The organism is Longimonas sp. (assembly GCF_040409695.1).
In the GTDB taxonomy this organism is placed as follows: domain Bacteria; phylum Bacteroidota; class Rhodothermia; order Rhodothermales; family Salinibacteraceae; genus Longimonas.
The window spans coordinates 37,261-56,493 of sequence record NZ_JARWGJ010000226.1 but is presented as its reverse complement, the minus strand read 5'-3'; the positions used below and the strand labels follow the sequence as shown (position 1 = coordinate 56,493).

Below are 19,233 nucleotides of genomic sequence, written 5' to 3'. Positions count from 1 at the left end.
CCCTACGGGCTCGTGTCGGGTTTCTCGCCCTTGGCCAAGGGAGAGATGTCGGCAGACAGAGGGGGTTTGAGCAGATTGCGATGATGTAAACCACAGACAATCATTTAACATCTTACCGCTACCAGGGTATGTATGCTCTTCTCTCATAGCGAATGGCTTCTCTTTTGAGCGACTCTCGACCACATGTGCTGTTCATCAACCGCGTCTATCCCCCAAACACGGGAGCCACTGGTGCTATTCTCGCTGAACTCGCCGAACGCCTGATCAGCTATGGGTGGCGCGTTACCGTACTGGCTGGACCGGCTGAGGGCGAACCGGCTTCGACCGTGCGTAATGGGGTAGCCGTTGAGCGGGTAGCGGCGCTTGCCTTTACGCGAGCCAGCACGCTGCGGCGCGCGCTTGCCTATGCTTCGCTTTATCCCGCTTTCCTGGCTCGTGCGCTCCGCCTCTCCCGGCCCGACGTTGTAGTTTCAAAAACCGACCCGCCATTACAGCTCGTCGTAAGTGCGCTTCTGGGGCGGTACTGGAACGTGCCTGCCATCCACTGGGCCCAAGATGTCTACCCGGAAGTAGCCGAAAAGCTTGGTGTGCTGTCGCAAAACGGGCTCCTGGCTCGCCTGCTACGTGGCGTATCGACCTGGGCGCTGCACCGGCACACCCGTGTTGTTACGGTGGGCCGCTGCATGCAAGAGCGCATCGCCGCCCGTGGGTATCCGAAGCAAGATATCCGTGTCGTTCCAAACTGGCCCCCAGAGACCGTCCGTCCCATTCCGCACAGCGAGAACACCTTTCGCAAAGAGCACGGGCTACAAGACCGTTTTGTGGTCATGTATTCGGGCAATATGGGGCTGGCGCACCCCTTTGATGCTGTGCTGCGCTCAGCTACCTACCTGCATAACCAGGTGCCCCGTGCCGTGCTCGTCTTCGTCGGCGAAGGACCGCGTAAAGCGCGCCTGCAGACCCTGACGGCAGAACGCGGACTGGATAACGTCCGCTTTTTTCCATACCAGCCGTTTGAAACCCTTGCGCATAGCCTGAGTGCTGCCGACGTTCATCTGGTTACGATGCAACCCTCGCTGGAAGGGCTGGTCGTGCCCAGCAAACTCTATGGCGTGATGGCCGCTGGCCGCCCGGCTCTCTTTCTCGGCCCTGCAGGGAGCGAGGCGGCACGCGTATTGCGCGAAAACGATTGCGGGTCGGTTCTACCTACTCCTACAGGAAAGCAGCTGGCCGATACGCTGACCTCATGGGCAAACGACGACGCCCACCGCCACGCTGCTGGACAGCGAGCTCGCGCCGCCGTAACTGATGCCGATGCGCGTGCTGCCACTGCGTTCAATCGCACGCTTCGTACGTGTATGCGCGCTCACCACCCTCGCCATATCGCCTCATAACTGCACTCCCCACCCGTACGTACACCCCCGGCTCATGGCGCCGGCCTCCTGACATCATCCTGCAGCCCTACCTGCTCCCTGCATGGGCCTGCCTTCTAACATCGCTCTGTGCTTTATGCATGTGCTCCTCTTTTCTCCCCTTTTTTCACTCGCTGCGCTGGCAGAGCCTGATGCGTTGGATGCACTTTTCTACAGCCTCATTACATCGTTTCTCCTCGCCCTGGTCGTGACGCCTGCTGTCATATGGGGCGCGCGCACCGCAGGATGGATTGACTGGCCGGGCGACGAGCGCTGGCATTCTACCCCCGTTGCTCTGATGGGTGGCACCGCCATCTTTGCAGCGTTCGTAGGCGGACTAAGCCTTGCCGGACTCTTTGATGTCTACAGCTGGCCTGTGTGGCTTGCCATCGGACTCGTTTTTGCGTCTGGGCTTGCTGATGATGCACTTGACATTCGCCCTGAGAGCAAGGTCGTTGTCCAAATCGTAGCTACTGCGCTCCTTATCTACGCAGGCTATGCATTCTGGCGGGGCGCGCCGTTCTGGATACACATCCCCCTTACCTTTCTCTGGGTCGTTGGGATTACCAACGCAGTCAATCTCATTGATGGCATGGATGGGCTGGCTGCAGGGCTCACTGCCATTGCCACGACGGCCCTTGCTACTATTGCCTGGCTTGCCGGACTCTATGGCGTTGCTGCTGTCTCGCTCGCTGTTACAGGAGCCACTCTCGGCTTTCTCGCTTTTAACTTCAAACCCGCTCGCATTTTCATGGGCGACTGCGGGAGTCTGCTGCTGGGCTTTACCTTGGCCACGATTGCCCTCACAGTGCAGGGACAGGGCCAGCCCGTAGCGGCTACGCTCATTCCCGTCATGGTCCTGGCAGTGCCGATCTTTGACACTACCTTTGTCACCATCACCCGCATCCTGAACAGCCGCCCCGTCACAGAAGGGGGAACCGACCATACCATGCATCGCCTGGTGCTGTTGGGGCTTTCTGAACGGCAGGCTGTTGTCTTACTCTGGGGCCTCTCGGCCCTTTTCGGGGCGGTTGCCATTGCCACGTACTGGGCGTCTACCCCGCTCTTTATCGCACTGCTTCTTTTCGGAATCAGCGTCTGTGCCATTCTCGGACTCTACCTGGCCGGGGCAACGCACTACCCACGCATCGACATTCCGCTGCGCGTTGAGCGTAAGACGGCAACACAGAAGTTCGGCGCCGTCATGCAGGCCATTGCTGGCGGCCCTTACTGGAAGTCTCTCATCGGCACAATCGCCGACCTGCTGCTTGTAGGCGCCGCTCTCGTTCTTGCCTTTCACCTGCGCTACGACGGCGCTCCGCCGGCCCCCTATGACCGGCTCATGCTACAGGCCCTGCCTGCAGTCATGGCGATCAAAGTGATCGTCTTCTATGCGTTTGGCCTCTACCACGGCATCTGGCGTCACGCAGGCACCTCTGAGTTTCTTCGGCTGGTTGTGGGGTCGAGCGTTGCATCAGCCGCTGTCGTCTCGGCCGCATGGGTAGCCGGATTCGGAGAGCACCTCTCTCCCGCAATCGTTGTTCTTGACTGGATGATCGCGACGGCAGCCGTTGCTGGCATCCGGTTTGGGTTTCGCGGCCTACGACAGTATATCGCGGCGCAACGCTCAAACGGACGACGCGTGCTCATCTACGGGAGCGGAAGCCCCAGCGTACTCGCGCTGCGTCATATCCGCGAAGAGCCGTCGCTCGAACGCACGGTCGTAGGGTTTGTCGATGACGAAACGGAGCGCGTTGGCCTGCGCGTACAGGGCACCGCCATTCTGGGGACTCCCAGGGAGTTGCACGACCTGATAGAGATGCATGATGTGGAAGAGCTTATCGTTCCGGCCTCCTCTACCTCTACGTCAACACAGCGTGCCCTGGTTAAACGCTGCGTGTACGTCGGGATAAGCTGCCGCCTCTTTGAACTTGACCTGCACCCAGCCGCTCCGGTTCAGCTTAACGCTCCCAGAGCCAGAGAGCAGACGGGCGACGGTCGCTCCGAGTCGTCGCCAGGGCCGACAGGCAACGGCTCGCACAACGCCCATTCTGAGGTATCCTCGTCTTCGTAGAGGTATCCTTGTCCTCGTAACAGAGCCTTGCACCCCTGTACCACGTATTGCAGGGTGCGGCATCCTTACCCGGCATCGTCGTGCCTATCGCCCCCTTCCTGTGCAGCTGCTTTCTGCCGCATGAGCGTCGCCTGTTTCAGGAGCTCTGAAGAACGATCGGGCTCCTGCGAGGCCAACTGAATGTAGATGCGAGCCGCCTCGTGGTAGTTTTGCTGCGACGCATAGATGCGCGCAAGCGTCTCCGACACCATATCCTCGATGTCGTCGTCGAGATCAGGGGTAGGTACATCGTCGATGTCTGGTTCGGTGGGGATGCGGGCCGCCTGCAGATCTTCAATCAAACGGTCCAGATCCGCATCGGTCTCGTTGAGAGGATGCTTGGGCTCCCCCTCAGGCTCAAAGGAGTAGGACAATGTGGATTTTTGCTGCTCTACCGCCTGATTGGTCTGGGCTCGCAGTGCCTCCAGATCACTCGGACCGTCGTCGAACGAGATGGAAGGCAGGCGCGCCTCCGGATCCGCTTCTTCTGGCTCGCCTTCACGACCTGATCGGCCCCGAGCTCGGTTCTCTTCAAGAGATTGAGCGGCCTTCTCTGTATCTCTCGGTGCTTGCACTGTTGCCCGCTCGTTTTCCGATGAGGCAGGGCCCGCTTCTGCATGCGTGTCGTCTTCAGGCGCGCTATTTTGACCGCCCCCGACGGCTTCCCTTTGATCGTGACTGTTGTGCTGCGTAGAAGGGGAACGCTCTTTCTTTTGCAAGTCTTGCAGCTGTTTCCAGACGCGCCGCCGCCCCTCTTTCACGGTGGCGCTATGGGGCACCAGTACATGTGCCTGGTTCCAGGCTGTACGCGCCAGCCGCCACTGGCTCTGCCCTTCGTAGGCTCGTGCCAGTAGAACATATGCCGCTGCATAGGCAGGCGTCTCGGTGACAGCGGTTTCCAGACGCTCAATAGCGGTAGAAGACGCGCCGTCACGCAGCAGGTGCAGCGCATCTTGGATGACGGATACAGCCATATACGGGGGCTCACCGATAACGAGGGAATAACAGGATAGACAGTCCGTCAACGTACGACGCGTACCGCTGTTTTGAAAGAGCTCAGGCAGAGTTTCAGACGGGGTTTGCATCCTCTTCGCATCGGCGTGCTGCAACATCGTCATAGCCCGGGGTGGCGGGTCCCACTCCGTTCTGCTCAGCGTCAAGATGTATGCCATCTGGTCGCGACATTCCCGCTTGGCGCTTTTTCGCATGCTGCCACCAATCGGTGAAAGCCATCAGGAGGAAGCTGGCGGCGAGGGCCGCCTGAAACGGAAGGGCAATCCAGACCTGATGCATCCACAATGCGCCTACGCCCAATGCGCAGTACCCTCCGAGCAGCGCCTCTGCGGCGCGCGTGGTCAATGACGTTGCATGAACCGCCCGTGTCTGCGCTCCTTTTGGGGTGCGGCGGAATGGAATGGTCCTGCGCCGTAGCGCAGCATATACTGCTTTTGTATTGTTCACGGCCAGTCCCATCGACCCAAGAAAGAAGGCAGGCAGCCCACGCACAATATCTCCTACCGACCATCCCGCCGCCCGCTGTGCCACCCAGACGGCCCAGGCGAACGCAACGAATCCTACAACCCCGGCCGTAAGCCCATGCAGCAAGGCTGAGGGAATTGCGTTGCTGTACGCAGCGGCTACCAGAAGCGGAGCGTGTAGCAGTGCCGCCCCTACGATCGCAGGAAACGCGAGATGCGCCAGCAGATGCAGGCTCCCGGCCACCTTCGCACGCATCCGCTCATCCGACCGCCATAGCGCCCACAGAAGCTTGCGTGCTGTCTCGATAGCCCCTTTCGTCCAGCGAAACTGCTGCGTGCGCCATGCAGCTACCGTGCCTGGTAGATCAGCAGGAACCGCAACGTCATCGATGTACACCAGCTTCCAACCCGCAAGCTGTGCACGATAACTCAGATCCAGGTCTTCGGTGAGCGTATCGGACTGCCATCCGCCTGCTTCTTCGATGCACCTGCGTTTCCAGACGCCTGCCGTACCGTTAAAGTGCATGAAGAACGCCCCGGCATGGCGTCCGGCCTGTTCGAGTCCGAAATGCGCGTTCAGTCCCACAGCCTGGCACCACGTGCACCAGTTCGACCGGGTGTTGCGGTGAGCCCACCGTGCCTGCACCATGCCGACCTCCGGATCTGCGAGATGCGGAACCATTGCTCGCAGAAAGTTGGCGGGCGGCACGAAGTCGGCATCGAAGATCGCAACGAGAGGCGCCTCGGTACGGTTAAGACCGTGGGCCAGGGCGCCTGCCTTGTATCCGGCACGGTGGTCACGCTGAATGTGAGCAATAGACCGGTCTTGCTGCCTCCAGTATGCTACCCGCTCTGCAACCTGTGCAGACGTGGAGTCGGTTGAGTCGTCGAGCACCTGGATGTGAAGTCGGTCGGCCGGGTAGTCTAACTGTGCACAGGCATCGATTACTCGCGCCGCCACTTCGGGCTCGTTGTAGAGCGGAATCTGCACGGTAACCGCTGGCCAGGAAGACGGGGCAGCAGCGTCGGTTACAGCATACTGTCTGCGCATCCATGCCCACCATCCCCAGTGCAGTCCGTACACCGTAAGTACCAGCAGGCTGGCGGTGTAGCCTACCGCCACGAGAATAGCAAGAACGTCAACCCCTATCATACGACGTGATTTTCCTTCAGAATGCGGCACGCTCATGCACGCAGAAGTGCTCGAACGGATTCGTGCCCATCTTTTTTGTAACGGAACAGCATGGCGCGTTACAGTGCCATCGTGCCTCTGTTGAAGGCGCTGGTTTTCAGCTCTGAACCCTGTGCATAGGCATGAGTGCAACGACGCTCCCCGGTGGTTTTTATCTTGAGCTCTACACGTACTAAACGAATGGTTGCAGATACCCCCAGCCACACGCAGAGCGGTAGACACGACGACCTGCGCCCGTCTGCCTCTTCCGCCTACATGCCGCTTCACATGTCCCCGCTTGTGAGAGCATCTGGCGTACTGTTTGTGCTGTTCTTCGCGGTGCTAATGACCGCCTGTTCCGAAAATGGCGTTTACGACGATGTAGAGCGGGGCACCTTCGTTCTCGTTATGGACGGACTCATCAGCGACACCGTTCGGGGGGATGCGTACGTTCGCGAAATAGACAGTGCTGCACCGGGCATTGAGCTCGATGCCCAGGCTACCGGATGGTCGCTCTACTGGACTCGCCCGTTCTCGGAGCGTACAGAGTATGCAATCTTGCCCGCCGAATGGGCCGGACGGACTCCCGCAGCCGATAAGAAACGTCCAGACGCAGAGGAAGCGAGTCTGCCTGCAGGCGCTATCATCTTCATGCAGCATCCGGTGCACGGAGAATTCGAGGCCGAGTCGGGCACCGTTACCATTGAGCATCTTACCGACACCGACGTAGCCGGGCATGTGTATGCTGAGATGGCTAAAGAGGGCGACGATCCCGTGCTTACGATTGAAGGGCGCTGGCATGCACAGCCAGCCCCTGCAACCCCACCGCCGCATCTTCAGCCATAGCACCTGTCATAAAGCACTTATTGCACAAAACAACTCGGTCGCGGCTCAATGATAAGTGATTGTCGTGTAGCTGACACTATCGGATTCGGCCCAACCCGCTCTGTCTACCGACATCTCCCCCTTAGATAAGGGGGAGAAGCCCAAAGGGAGAGGGGGTTCGAACAAGACAAACCTGCAGTGTCTGATAGCCTTATCACTTAGCGTCTACCCACTACCAACAACTCTTGTAGTAGGAATAGCCCCTGAAGCAGCATCGCAAAGACGAAGGCCCAGGCCGTAGTCCTCATATCACACATCGTTACCTCTGTGTTACCCGGCACACCTGCTCGTTGATACATTGGTACAAACACCTGGGCTGTGTTGAGACTATCACATAGTGCATACAGGTATTCACTTGCACAGCACGTGAGTAGCATCCTGTATGGACTGTCTGCTACTCTTGATCACTACTGCCCTGCCATGTCCAACACTTCACCTGACTCTCGCGGCGCTACGTCGCCTCTAAACGCTCTTGAGACGCGCGACCTGACCCTTCCGAAGCGGCTCTGGTCATGGCTGGTCCGGCAGGCAACGGTGCAAGACTGTTCGATTGATGAAGTGATTGCGCGCCTCATCGATACGCACCGGCACCCTGAACAAGAAACGATGCAAGCATCAAGGCAAGATCGTTCCTCTTCTCCAGAAGCAGCTACTCGTGAAACGGGTTCTGCGGATGCCGACGAAAACGCAACGGCAGAAACTGCAGCTGACCGCCTTCGCAAGCTGAAGGAGCGCCTGAATGACCTGCATAGTGACGACGACGCTTCCACTTCTACCGGAGATGGCTCGCACGAAGGAGACCCCGGCACGCTCTCTGCCGACGATCTCGACACCGAAGCGCTAATGAATCATGCGATGCGCGCGCTGCACGAGCAAAAAAACGCATCCAACGGAGCATCGAAAGCAGAAAACGAGACATCAGAAGCACCTCCTGATGCACCTCACGGGTCTCGAAATCGCGATAATGGCGCTTCTATGTTCGACGTGGTACGCGACGAGGAAACACAGTAGCGTTGGCTCCCCGTTGATCGGCTCTTTTTCTTCAGATGCTCGTTGTTCTCTATCTGACAGCCTGCAATCAAACAGAAACTGACCGAGTACCATGGTATATGTCCGCGATCAGATTGACATCGCCGCCCCGCTTGAAGACGTATTTGCTTACATGGATGAGCCTGCCCATCAGGCTGATATCACACCCAGCCTGGTAGAGTCTACCTTGATTAAACGCCTCCCCAATGGCGGATCGCATGCCTCGTATGTGTATAGCTTCCTGGGGGTACGCTTCAAAGGCGAGGTGCGTGCAACAACGTACGACCCTCCCTCACATATCGAATTCGAGATGGAAGGAGGGCTTGAAGGACAGATCGCCTGGTCTTTTAAGGAGCACAATGACGGCACCCGCGTCGTCTACGAGGCGAAGTACGACATCCCGGTGCCTGTTCTCAAAAAGGCGGCTGAGGCTGTGGCTAAACGCTACAACGAGCGCGAGGTGAAGACGCTGCTGGCAAATCTCAAAGACCATATGGAGGCCCAACGCGTCTCCTCATAGTGCTCATAGTGCGTCTCGCGTCTTGCTCTTTTCTTAGAACCTGTTTTGATTTCTTAATTTGGGCTGCGAGCGGCTACGCTGGGCTGCAAATTGTCCCCGATATCGGCCCGTAACCCCGGCTACGAACCTCTATCGTGGTCCAATTTTCGCTGCAGCGGCGCTCGCTCTCGCCTGCAAACCAAAACCCAAACAGGTTCTTAGAGCGAAGCCTCCTGGCTCTCATTTAGCACCGCATCAAGCACCGGTTTGAGTTCCCCTGTCATAAACAGGCCCGTGTGCTCGTACCGGATCATACCGTCCGTATCAATGACAAACGTACGTGGCACGCTTCGGGTAGTACCATACTTCTGCGATGCGACTCGTGGACTGTTCACCATCGGGTAGTTGACGGGCTGACGCTGCTCAACAAAGGCGCGCACATCTTCAAGTCCTCCTTGGTCGATGGAGAGCCCAATAAACTGAACCCCCTTCTCTTCATATTCCTCCTGCACGCGGACGAAGCCGGGGGTTTGCTGCTGACAGGTAGCGCACCAGGTAGCCCAGAGACTCAACACCACGACGTTGTCTTGATAGTCAGAGAGCTGTACTCGGTCTCCATCTATCGACTCAAGGGCAAAGTCGGGGGCTGAGCGTACATCGTCGGGGAGTTCGACAGGTGCTCCCATTCCCTGTACCAGGTACCACGTAACGCCAATAATGAGCGCAACAACCCAGAACCGGCCGATAAAGCTACTCACTTTTGCAGCAATCCGTGAAGCGATGCTACCCGATGATGCAGACGACTCTGGCGGTGTTGGAGGTGGCGGTGTGTTCGGCATAGTTAGCAAAAAGGGTTAGCAGAGGGTACATATCCAAGCAGATCCAACGCACTTTATCCTGATGCGTAGCCAGTGAGCATGCTGGTTGTGCGTCTTACTCGCGGTCTGTGGCGGCTGCCTCAACGAGGTTTCCGTCTTCCAAGATTGGGGTGTCAGTAAATACTTCGCCATCTTGAATAGGCCGCAGAATCCGATTAAAACGCGGACGAAAGGCCTCTGCATCCCAGGAGAAATACGTGAACAGGGCTTTTCCTACAATATGGTCCTCAGGAACGAATCCCCAGAAGCGGCTATCTTCTGAATCGTCGCGGTTATCGCCCAGCATGAAGTAGTAGTCCTGCTCAAACGTATACGTGGTCGTTTCCTCGCCGTCGATGGCATACGTTGAGTCGGTCATCGCCCGTGCCGACCGCCCTTCAAAACGCGTAATGACGGGTTCATACACAGGCCATGTTTCATCATTTAGCGTGACTGTTTTTCCTGCAGCCGGTATGGTAAGCGGTCCGTAATTATCGGGCGTGAACCCCTGGTTGGGCGGATAAAGCACGGAGTCGTAGTTGGTATTGCGCAGCACGAGCGGCTCTACATCCTCGACCCACGACCAGTCGCGCACCTCCAGCGCAGCACGTGCCGTGGCGAGCGTACGTGCCATCTCGCCATCCGGGTTTTCGCGCCAAGCTGATATAGCGAGGTCTTCGAGTTCGCTACGTGACACCTGGTATCGGGCGTCGGACTTCCGTACGGTCCAGAAGTACTGCATCCCCTCCCCCAGCGGCAGGCGGTTCCCATCGACCGCAACCACCTTATCCGTAATCTGTAGCGTTTCGCCAGGCATCCCAATGATACGCTTGATGTAGTGCATCTTACGGTCAATAGGACCATCATCGGGCGGGAGGTTGAACACAACCGCATCGCCGCGTTCGATCGAAGAGAAGCCGGGAAGACGGGTATATGGAATCTGGGGCGCATCGAGATAGAGATCGTCGCGGAAGGCGCTCCCGAACGGCACCGCCAGGGGCGTCATCGGCAGGCGGGTGCCGTAGTGCAGCTTCGACACGAACAGGTAGTCGCCCACGAGCAGGTTACGCTCCATCGAGGGCGTGGGGATGCGAAACAGATCGAAGAAGAACGTGCGGATGATCAGCACGATTACAACGGCGACAACGATCGCCTCAACCCACTGGCGAAACTCGCTTTTTTGAGAGGGGGCGTCGTTGCGCCTACGCGAACGAGAGGAAGACCGGTCAGCCACAGCACAGGAGAGAAATCAGAAGGATGCGAAACGACCGCTACGGCGTTGGGGGTGGGGGACGCCGTCCGGGAGTAAGCGCTCGGCGAGATACAGGCTCCAGGAAAAACTGGATGCCGTCATATCCAGCACGATACCAGCGGCGGTCCACGCGGTCGTAGAAATAGTCAACGTAAGGAGCCCGGTCGGGGGTTTCGCGAATCGGCTGCAGCACAGCTTCACGCACATCGGGAAGAACAGACCGCCAACGACGCTCAGTCGCTACAATCACCCCTCGGTTACGAGGCCCGTCGGCATCGCTTACAACAACAGGAATCGAGTCATTTACCACAAACCAGTAGGCAAACTGGTCGAAGTCATCTCGGTCGGGCTGCAGGTCGTCGGCCAGCACGTAGGTGGGCGCCCCGAAGTGGGCCTGCATGCGCGCACGCAGGTCTACCGTTCGCGTTGTGTCAAGCAGCGTACGCTGTGGCTGTGGGCCAAAAAACGACCACGCCGTATCAGAAAAGGTCTCTTGCAGCCAGCCTTTCTCGAAGCGATGCGCCACACGCATCCGCTCAACCGTAAACTGAGGCCCCTTGCGCACAGGAGCAGCAGCCTCTTCGAACAGCGAGTCGAGTGCTGTAACGATGTGCTGGTACGGCTGGCTCTGTGGCGGCTGCAGCGGCGACGCTGGATAGAGCTGGTCCAGCAGCTGCATCTGGCGCGTCTGCTTGTAGCGTTCTATCAGACTCTGCGCCTCGGTTGTGGGCACATGTGCCATGGCGCATAGCACGGCACCGGCAAGCACTACCTGCAGCCTGGTAGAGCCGCTATGGGATGCGGACTGAGATACGGACATCCAGCATGAATGGAAGCGCTCAGTCAGCCAGGCTATACACACCCGTGGAAAAAAACTTCGCATCTTGTACTACACCTGAACCCTGCAATCCCTTTAATCATCGACCGACAGGATAGCCAGGAAGGCATCCTGAGGCACTTCAACTTCGCCTACTTGCTTCATACGCTTCTTCCCTTCTTTCTGCTTCTCAAGAAGCTTGCGCTTACGCGTAATATCGCCGCCGTAACACTTCGCCGTCACGTCTTTACGCTGGGCCTTCACGGTTTCGCGCGCTACAATCCGACGTCCAATCGATGCTTGGATAGGTACTTCAAACAGCTGCTTTGGAATCTTCTCTTTCAGCTTTTTGGCAAGCTTGCGCCCAATCTCGTATGCCTTGTCGCGATGAACAATGGTAGAGAGTGCGTCGACCGGGTCTTTGTCGATGAGTACGGTGAGTTTGACCAGGTCGCTCTCTCGGTATTCCAGGAATTCGTAGTCGAGCGAGGCGTAGCCCCGGCTCACGCTCTTGAGCTTATCGTAGAAGTCGAACACGATCTCGGCCAGCGGGAGCTCATACTGCAGGTTGACGCGCTCGGTATCCAGGTAGCGCTGATTCACGTACACCCCCCGCCTATTTTCACAGAGCTGCATGATGTTGCCGATGTACTCGCTCGGCACGATAATATCAGCTTCAACAAACGGCTCGTAAACAGCATCGATGTCGCCATAGTGGGGCATCTCGCTGGGGTTGTCGACGATCACAAGCTCCTGATCGTCGTCACCCGGGTTGCTGACCCGCACGCGATACTCCACATTGGGCACGGTGGTGATGATGTCGAGCCCAAACTCACGGTCGAGGCGTTCCTGAATGATTTCCATATGCAGCAGCCCCAGAAAGCCTACACGGAATCCGAACCCGAGTGCAGCCGACGTCTCGGGTTCGAACGTGAGTGACGCGTCGTTAAGCTGCAGCTTTTCAAGCGCGCTGCGCAGATCCTCGAAGTCCTCCGACTGCGTGGGATGCACACCGCTAAACACCATGGGCTTCACTTCTTTGAAGCCCGGGATCGCTTTGTCTGCCGGATTGTGTTTGTGCGTAATCGTGTCACCGACACGGGTGTGCGACACGTCTTTGATGGAGCCGATAATGTACCCTACGTCTCCCGCCTTGAGCGTATCAACTTTCTGACGCCCCAGGCGCAGTACGCCCAGCTCTTCGGCATCGTACTCTTGCTTCGTAGCCATGAAACGCATCGCATCCCCCTTATTCAGGGTGCCGTCGAATACACGTGCGTAGACGACCGACCCGCGGTACGAATCGTAGATGGAGTCGAAGATGAGTGCCTTGAGCGGCTTATCTTCATCACCCGTGGGCGGTGGAACGCGGTTGATAACAAGGTCGAGCAGCTCGTCGATGCCCTCGCCCGTTTTAGCACTGATCTTCAGGATGTCCTCAGCCGGCTCGCCCAGCAGCTCCTCAAGCGACATGGCTACCTGGTCGGGACGTGCTACGGGCAGGTCGACTTTGTTCATGACCGGGATGATCTCCAGGTCTTGCTCCAGAGCCAGGTACGCGTTTGAGATGGTCTGCGCCTCGATGCCTTGCGCGGCATCAACGAGCAGGATCGCGCCCTCGCACGCCTTGAGCGCACGCGACACCTCATAGGTGAAGTCGACGTGCCCGGGTGTATCGATCAGGTTAAACGTGTAGGTCTCCCCATCTGGAGCCGTGTGCTTCATACGCACCGCGTGGCTCTTGATCGTAATTCCCCGCTCACGCTCCAGGTCCATATCGTCGAGCGTCTGCTCTTGCAGGTCACGATCGCTGATGGTGCCTGTGCTCTCAAGCAGCCGATCGGCCAGGGTGCTTTTTCCGTGGTCGATGTGTGCGATGATGCAAAAGTTGCGAATGCGGGAGGTGTCTGTAGACATAGCGAAAGCACCACTGCATGAGGCAGAATATAAAAGCGGGCGGTACGTGTTGGAGTTACGCACCAGGCGAGGAGGAAGCAGACGTATCGCCGCGCTGAGGTTCGTTGCGTGTCGCAGCGTTGGCATCTGCAGAGTGAGCCGGAGGCACCCCATTGGATGCAGGGCGTTCCGTACTGGACGAATGAGCTTCTCCCTCGTGGGTAGGTTGCTCTACCGCGTTCTCGCCTTGCTGTTCACGAGCAAGCATCTCTTCGTAGAACGCGTTGTGGAAGAACAAGACCCCAACTACCCCCAGCACAATCGCCATGTCGGCCACATTCCATATTGGGAACAGCTCCATGTAGCTGCCCCCAATCAGGGGCACACTTGGATGCACGAAGCCTTGCCATAGGCTTACGTGGATGAAGTCTACCACGCGTCCTTCGAACAGACCACCATATCCCAGCCACACGCCATAGAACACCCGATCAATGATATTGCCGATAGCACCGCCCAGAATAAATGCCAGGCTCGCCCGGTAGGGTAGGTAGAGATCGCGCACCTGCACAATGTAATAGATCACGAGCCCGGTAGCCAGTACCGCAAGGAGTGCCACCGTACCGGGCGGGCCAAACTGGATGCCAAAGGCCATGCCTGGATTTTCAGTAAACGTAAAGCGCAGCCAGTCGCCGATAAGCGGAATGGACTGGTGCCGATACATCAACTCCAGAACCAACCACTTCGTGGCCTGATCAAGACCGATGACAGCAAGGGAAATCCAAAGAACGCGCATACATACAGCACAAAAACAGAGACATAGACGGATAAAAGAAGATGTCAGCCTGCTGCATAGCCAGCCTGTGTAGTCAACCTGTGTAGCCAGCCTGCATAGCCAGCCATGCAGTCAATCGGCACAGGGAGCAGCCCCCTCTTCGTGCACTGTGCACCACTCACCATAAAGTGCTATGCAGGAAGCGGGCTGTGCATTCCGCAGCAGGCCCCAGCTACTGACGCTCTTGCTTTTTCTGTTCTTTCTTAGCTTTGATAGAGATCTCGGTATGGGGCACTGCTTCTAATCGCTCCTTTGCAATTGGCTTACCGGTCACCTTGCAGATTCCGTAGGTGCCGTTCTTGATGCGCTCAAGTGCCCGGTCTAAGTAGCCTATGTACTTCTGCTGTCGCGCAATCATCAGGTGCAGCTTTTCGCGCTCCATAGCATCGGTACCGGCATCGGCCATATGGAAACTGTACGCCGTGTTGTCTCCAGCCTGCTCACGCGATTCTTCGATCTGCGCTCGCATCCGTTCGACATCTTCTTTGGCTTTGCGCCGCCGTTCCATGATGAGCTCCTTAAAATGCTGAAGCTCTTCGTCTGAGAACGGCGATTGTCGTTCTTTACGGCGGCCTTCCTGAGAAGACGCGGTGTTTGAACCCGAGGAGGAAGTTGTATCTGGCATAAGAGATATCGTACTACAAGGGAGGGAGTAAGCGCGAGGGCGCGAACGCTTGGGGAGAGGGCGTACGATGTGCATCTCTCTTTCGCATAGCTCGGCAGGTCCCGCTCACGTGCGAGACGTTCGCTGGATGCCTACTGTGAGATGCTCGTCACCAATCTCAAAAGTCTGGGTTGCCTCACCCGTAGGCTGATTGGAGGGCTGCAACTCCAGGGCTAACGTCTCGTTCCGTATCCAATCGGCATATGCGTTCACAGCCGCCTGAATGCGCTCTGATCCATCGTAGGTTATGGTGATGCGATCGGTAACCTCAAACTCAGCGTCCTTACGCAGATTCTGGATGCGCTTCACGGATTCGCGGGCCAGCCCTTCTGTACGCAGTGCTTCAGTAATCTGCGTATCGAGTGCCACCGTTACGTCGCGGTGCTGCTCTACGAGCCAGCCTTCAATACCGGCACTGGAGATCTCCAGGTCGTCGGGCCCGAGGTGCACAGTTTCCCCTTCCACTTCCAGGTCAAGCGATCCCTGTTCCAGGTAACGCCCAATCGCGTCGTCGTCGAGCGCACGCACGGCCTTGTTTACCGGCTGCATGAGCGGACCCAGGCGCGGACCCAGGCGGCTAAAGTTGGGGGTGGCCGAGCGCTCAACTACTTCGCTGGAGCCGTCGACGTATTCGATCGTCTTCACGTTCACCTCGTCGAGAATGATGTCGCGCACCTGTTCGACGATGTTTTCGGAGACGCCTGTGCCGGTTACTACCATGAGGCGCCCCAGTGGCTGACGCACGTTGATCTCTGCTTCGTTGCGCAGCGACAGTACGACCGATGAGATGGTGCGCGCCAGTCCCATCCGATGCTCCAGCGCCTTGTCGTGGCGCTCGTCATCGGCGGCTGGAAAGTTGGCCAGATGCACGGAGTCCTTTGCTGGAGCGGCGTTGCCCTCGTGTAGCGCCTGGTAGAGCCAGTCGCCGAAGAACGGGGCCACCGGACTCATGAGGCGCGACACCGCCTCCAGGCACTCGTATACGGTATCGTAGGCGGCCTGCTTACTGGATGCCGGCACGCTGTCTCCGCCATCTTTTGCGGTTCCGTTCTGCGACTGCTTCGAGGCCCAGAACCGGCGGCGCGAACGCCGCAGGTACCAGTTCGACAGGTCGTCCACGAACTGCTCTACCGCCCGCGCTGCATTGGTCGGATGGTAGTCGTCCAGTGAGTCTGTAACCGTATCGGTCGTCGTCTGCAGACGGCTGATGATCCACCGGTCAAGCTCGGGGCGCTCTTCAAGCGGCACGGTGCTCTCTGTATAGGTGTAGCCGTCGATATTCGCGTACGTTGCGAAGAAGCTATACACATTTTCGAGCGTGCCAAAGAACTTGCGGCGCAGGTCGCGCAGTCCGCGCTTCGAGAACCGGATGTTCTCCCACGGCGGGGTGTTGCTCATCATGTACCAGCGCACCACATCGGCCCCGAACTCGTCGATCACCTCAAACGGCTCCAGCGTGTTGCCTTTCGACTTCGACATCTTGTTGCCCTTGTCGTCAAGCACAAGACCGTTTACGACTACATTTTGGTATGCAACGTCGTCCATGATAAGCGTAGCCAGCGCGTGCAGCGTATAGAACCACCCGCGTGTCTGGTCTACCCCCTCCGCAATAAAGTCAGCGGGAAAGTTGCGCTCAAACTGTTCTTTGTTCTCAAACGGGTAGTGCCACTGCGCAAACGGCATAGCGCCCGAGTCAAACCACACGTCGATAAGGTCGGGGATGCGCCGCATCGTGCCGCCTACCTCATCGGGGGCCGGCCAGGTAAGTTCATCTACGAAGGGGCGGTGCAGATCTATCTCAGCGTCGTCGTCGGGCAGCTGGTCGCCGCATTTGGCGCGCAGCTCGTCGACCGAACCGATGACTTCCACATACTCAGGGTCTTCGTCGCTCTGCCAGATGGGAAGCGGCGTGCCCCAGTAACGACGGCGGCTCAGCGCCCAGTCGATGTTGTTCTCCAGCCACTCGCCAAAGCGCCCTTCCCCTACACCCGGCGGCTGCCAGTTGATCGTCTTATTGAGCTCAACCATTCGCTCCTTGACAGCCGTCGTCTCCACAAACCAGCTCTCAACCGGATAGCTCATCAGCGGCGTACCCTTACGCCAGTCATGCGGGTAGTTGTGCAGGTAGGTCTCATGTTTGTAGAGCAGACCGCGCTTCTTAAGATCGGTCGTGATCTCTTTATCAGCGTCCTTGAACCACTCCCCCTCAACCAGCGGGGCCTCTTCCGTAAAGCGGCCGTCGGCATCGATGGGATTGAAGAGCGGTAGGCCCTGCTCCTGCGCAACGCCATAGTCTTCTTCCCCATAGGCCGGTGCCATATGCACAATGCCGGTGCCCTCCTCCGTCGACACAATGTCGGCCGGTACAACACGCCAGGCAGCCTCCGCACCGGCTTTCTCCTTGAAATACGGAAAGACGGGGTCGTACGTCTGCCCCACCAGGTCGCTACCCGGCATCGTTTCCACAATCTTGTACGGCTCATCGCCCAGCACCGTATCAACCAGCTCTTCAACCAGGATAAGCGTCTCCTGGCCCTGATGCGGGTCGTCGTGCTCAACACGCACATACGTAAGATCGGGACCTACGGCGAGCGCTGTATTCGAAATGAGGGTCCACGGCGTGGTTGTCCAGGCCAGGAAGTAGGTATCTTCTTGGCCATGCACGGGAAAACGGATGTAAACGCTTGGGTCTTGCGTCTCTTCGTACCCAAGGCTCACCTCGTGCGAAGAGAGCACGGTGTGCGAACCGGGGCTATACCACTGAATCTTGTAGCCTTTGTAGAGCAGCCCCTTCTCGTGGATCTGCTTGATGAGCCACCAGAGCGTCTCGATATAGTCGGTCTCAAACGTCACATACGGGTCGTCGAGATCAACCCAGTAGCCCATGCGGGTGGTCAGCTCGTCCCACAGGTCTTTGTATTCGAGCACGCTGTTCCGGCAGGCCGCGTTGTAGGCCTCGATACCGTACTCCTCAATGTCAGCGCGGCTCTGCAGGTCAAGGCGCTTCTCAATCTCAATCTCTACAGGCAGTCCATGCGTATCCCACCCGGCCTTACGCGCCACCTGAAACCCCTGCATGGTCTTATACCGGCAGAAGATGTCCTTGATAGAGCGCGCCATAACGTGGTGAATACCCGGACGCCCGTTGGCCGTGGGCGGGCCCTCATAGAACGTATAGGCCGGTGCGCCCTCGCGCTCCGATAGCGTACGATCAAACACGTCATGATCGGCCCACCAGTCGAGCATATCTTCTTCCATGTCCGGAAGCGAGAGGCGGTCAATCGGGGTGAAGTGACTCATAAACTTGGTCTGTACAGGTGAAGCAAAAACGTGCATCGTGCACACAGGCAGCTAAGATGCCGCATGTGCTCTGTGGGGTGGGCGTGTTCAGGGTCTCAGGGGGATGCAAACGCATCCGCCCGGACAGGAACCAGACGCTTACAGGCGGGGCATCAAGTGCGTGAGCACCTGCTTCAGACGCGCACGTCCCGTTTCAGCAGCCTGAGCGACCTCTGCCGCGGATGTCGGTTCGAGGGTGTCTGCAAAGCAGGCATCCGTGATGACCACGGCTGCGAGCACACGCAGGTCCATATGACGCGCTGCAATGACTTCAGGAATCAGGCCTGTGCCCACCGCGTCGGCGCCTACGTGGCGCATGAAGCGATATTCGGTCTTTGTCTGTGTGTTGGGTCCGGGCACCCCCAGGTAGATCCCTTCTTGCAGACGCTCGCCTGCCCGAAGCGCTGCCTGATGCGCCACCTCGCGCAGCGCTGGGTCGTACGGATTGCTCATGTCGGGAAAGCGCGGCCCCCACGCATCTACGTTTGGCCCTTCAAGCGGGTTAGCGCCCTGCAGATTGATGTGATCAGCAAGAAGCATAACCTCGCCTGGCGTGTAATGCGGATTCACGCTTCCTGCTGCAGCGGTCGCAATGAGGGTCTCAATGCCAAGCGCCCCCATGATGCGAACCGGCAGCGCGCTCTCGCGTGCCGAGATGCCCTCGTATAGATGCAGGGCATGGGGTACAACGAGAACGTCCTGCTCCCACAGCTCTCCTGCAATAAAGCGATGCGCGTCGGTCTCGCCCGGTGCTGGAAGATGCGGGACGTCTGCAAAATCGATTGCTGTTGCAGACGTCATCTCTTCAACAAGCGGCTCGGTTACAGGGTCAGCGATGATCCCAATGCGCGGCCTGTCAGATAGTAGCGCGCGGACCGCCTCCGCAGCTGTATTGACATGAGCAAGGTGGGTATCAGGATCCAGTACAGACGCGGCCATATGACAATTGGGAAACTATGCAGGAGGTCAACACAAAAGAGGGCAGCGCG

At 58.1% G+C, this 19,233-nt stretch carries 15 protein-coding genes; 5 read left to right on the top strand and 10 right to left on the bottom strand.

Translation table 11 applies throughout. From position 1 onward, the window contains the following. The first annotated feature begins 164 nt into the window (after window positions 1-164). Complete coding sequence (locus tag PPP56_RS13845; RefSeq protein ID WP_353564645.1) at window positions 165-1,394, top strand: glycosyltransferase family 4 protein; 1,230 nt, start codon at window positions 165-167, stop codon at window positions 1,392-1,394. A gap of 115 nt (window positions 1,395-1,509) precedes the next feature. Next, complete coding sequence (locus tag PPP56_RS13840; RefSeq protein ID WP_353564644.1) at window positions 1,510-3,486, top strand: hypothetical protein; 1,977 nt, start codon at window positions 1,510-1,512, stop codon at window positions 3,484-3,486. A 65-nt stretch (window positions 3,487-3,551) separates the two neighbouring features. Here the strand turns inward: PPP56_RS13840 and PPP56_RS13835 are convergent, their stop codons facing one another. Further along, entirely contained in the window at window positions 3,552-4,499 is a 948-nt protein-coding gene (locus tag PPP56_RS13835) for a hypothetical protein (RefSeq protein WP_353564643.1), read from the bottom strand. Window positions 4,500-4,593: 94 nt separating this feature from the next. Next, complete coding sequence (locus tag PPP56_RS13830; protein ID WP_353564642.1) at window positions 4,594-6,192, bottom strand: glycosyltransferase; 1,599 nt, start codon at window positions 6,190-6,192, stop codon at window positions 4,594-4,596. Between the two features lie 327 nt (window positions 6,193-6,519). Between PPP56_RS13830 and PPP56_RS13825 the strand changes: the two genes are divergently transcribed. The 3 genes from PPP56_RS13825 to PPP56_RS13815 all read left to right on the top strand — a co-directional run bounded on the left by PPP56_RS13825 (window position 6,520) and on the right by PPP56_RS13815 (window position 8,608). Continuing rightward, the gene (locus PPP56_RS13825; RefSeq protein WP_353564641.1) at window positions 6,520-7,020 is read left to right on the top strand and encodes a hypothetical protein; all 501 of its coding nucleotides are present in this window, start codon (window positions 6,520-6,522) and stop codon (window positions 7,018-7,020) included. 459 nt (window positions 7,021-7,479) lie between these two features. Next, complete coding sequence (locus tag PPP56_RS13820) at window positions 7,480-8,070, top strand: ICP22 family protein (RefSeq protein WP_353564640.1); 591 nt, start codon at window positions 7,480-7,482, stop codon at window positions 8,068-8,070. 91 nt (window positions 8,071-8,161) lie between these two features. Beyond that, window positions 8,162-8,608: an SRPBCC family protein gene (locus PPP56_RS13815; protein ID WP_353564639.1), complete on the top strand. Its 447-nt coding sequence runs from the start codon at window positions 8,162-8,164 to the stop codon at window positions 8,606-8,608. A 197-nt stretch (window positions 8,609-8,805) separates the two neighbouring features. On the opposite strand, the gene PPP56_RS13810 is transcribed toward PPP56_RS13815, so the two are convergent. The 8 genes from PPP56_RS13810 to PPP56_RS13775 form a co-directional block, all read right to left on the bottom strand. Continuing rightward, a complete protein-coding gene (locus PPP56_RS13810; protein ID WP_353564638.1) occupies window positions 8,806-9,426 on the bottom strand; it encodes a peroxiredoxin family protein in 621 nt (206 codons plus the stop codon). A gap of 94 nt (window positions 9,427-9,520) precedes the next feature. After that, the gene (gene lepB, locus PPP56_RS13805; RefSeq protein WP_353564637.1) at window positions 9,521-10,678 is read right to left on the bottom strand and encodes a signal peptidase I; all 1,158 of its coding nucleotides are present in this window, start codon (window positions 10,676-10,678) and stop codon (window positions 9,521-9,523) included. Between the two features lie 37 nt (window positions 10,679-10,715). After that, entirely contained in the window at window positions 10,716-11,516 is an 801-nt protein-coding gene (locus PPP56_RS13800; protein WP_353564636.1) for a hypothetical protein, read from the bottom strand. A gap of 93 nt (window positions 11,517-11,609) precedes the next feature. Next, window positions 11,610-13,430, bottom strand: a complete 1,821-nt coding sequence (lepA, locus tag PPP56_RS13795) for a translation elongation factor 4 (RefSeq protein WP_353564635.1) — start codon at window positions 13,428-13,430, stop codon at window positions 11,610-11,612. A 55-nt stretch (window positions 13,431-13,485) separates the two neighbouring features. Beyond that, window positions 13,486-14,202 (bottom strand): signal peptidase II, encoded by a 717-nt coding sequence (locus tag PPP56_RS13790; protein WP_353564634.1) that lies wholly within the window; start codon window positions 14,200-14,202, stop codon window positions 13,486-13,488. 211 nt (window positions 14,203-14,413) lie between these two features. Continuing rightward, window positions 14,414-14,866 (bottom strand): TraR/DksA family transcriptional regulator, encoded by a 453-nt coding sequence (locus PPP56_RS13785; protein ID WP_353564633.1) that lies wholly within the window; start codon window positions 14,864-14,866, stop codon window positions 14,414-14,416. 105 nt (window positions 14,867-14,971) lie between these two features. Further along, window positions 14,972-18,205, bottom strand: a complete 3,234-nt coding sequence (gene ileS / locus PPP56_RS13780; RefSeq protein ID WP_353564632.1) for an isoleucine--tRNA ligase — start codon at window positions 18,203-18,205, stop codon at window positions 14,972-14,974. A 138-nt stretch (window positions 18,206-18,343) separates the two neighbouring features. Next, a complete protein-coding gene (locus PPP56_RS13775; protein ID WP_353564631.1) occupies window positions 18,344-19,183 on the bottom strand; it encodes a purine-nucleoside phosphorylase in 840 nt (279 codons plus the stop codon). Window positions 19,184-19,233 lie beyond the last annotated feature (50 nt).

Coding starts and splice junctions, on each gene's coding strand:
- ileS (WP_353564632.1), bottom strand. CDS start 18,205: ATGAGTCACTTCACCCCGATTGACCGCCTCTCGCTTCCGGACATGGAA.
- PPP56_RS13800 (WP_353564636.1), bottom strand. CDS start 11,516: ATGTCCGTATCTCAGTCCGCATCCCATAGCGGCTCTACCAGGCTGCAG.
- PPP56_RS13820 (WP_353564640.1), top strand. CDS start 7,480: ATGTCCAACACTTCACCTGACTCTCGCGGCGCTACGTCGCCTCTAAAC.
- PPP56_RS13840 (WP_353564644.1), top strand. CDS start 1,510: ATGCATGTGCTCCTCTTTTCTCCCCTTTTTTCACTCGCTGCGCTGGCA.
- PPP56_RS13775 (WP_353564631.1), bottom strand. CDS start 19,183: ATGGCCGCGTCTGTACTGGATCCTGATACCCACCTTGCTCATGTCAAT.
- PPP56_RS13810 (WP_353564638.1), bottom strand. CDS start 9,426: ATGCCGAACACACCGCCACCTCCAACACCGCCAGAGTCGTCTGCATCA.
- PPP56_RS13785 (WP_353564633.1), bottom strand. CDS start 14,866: ATGCCAGATACAACTTCCTCCTCGGGTTCAAACACCGCGTCTTCTCAG.
- PPP56_RS13825 (WP_353564641.1), top strand. CDS start 6,520: ATGACCGCCTGTTCCGAAAATGGCGTTTACGACGATGTAGAGCGGGGC.
- PPP56_RS13790 (WP_353564634.1), bottom strand. CDS start 14,202: ATGCGCGTTCTTTGGATTTCCCTTGCTGTCATCGGTCTTGATCAGGCC.
- PPP56_RS13835 (WP_353564643.1), bottom strand. CDS start 4,499: ATGGCTGTATCCGTCATCCAAGATGCGCTGCACCTGCTGCGTGACGGC.
- PPP56_RS13815 (WP_353564639.1), top strand. CDS start 8,162: ATGGTATATGTCCGCGATCAGATTGACATCGCCGCCCCGCTTGAAGAC.
- PPP56_RS13830 (WP_353564642.1), bottom strand. CDS start 6,192: ATGAGCGTGCCGCATTCTGAAGGAAAATCACGTCGTATGATAGGGGTT.
- lepA (WP_353564635.1), bottom strand. CDS start 13,430: ATGTCTACAGACACCTCCCGCATTCGCAACTTTTGCATCATCGCACAC.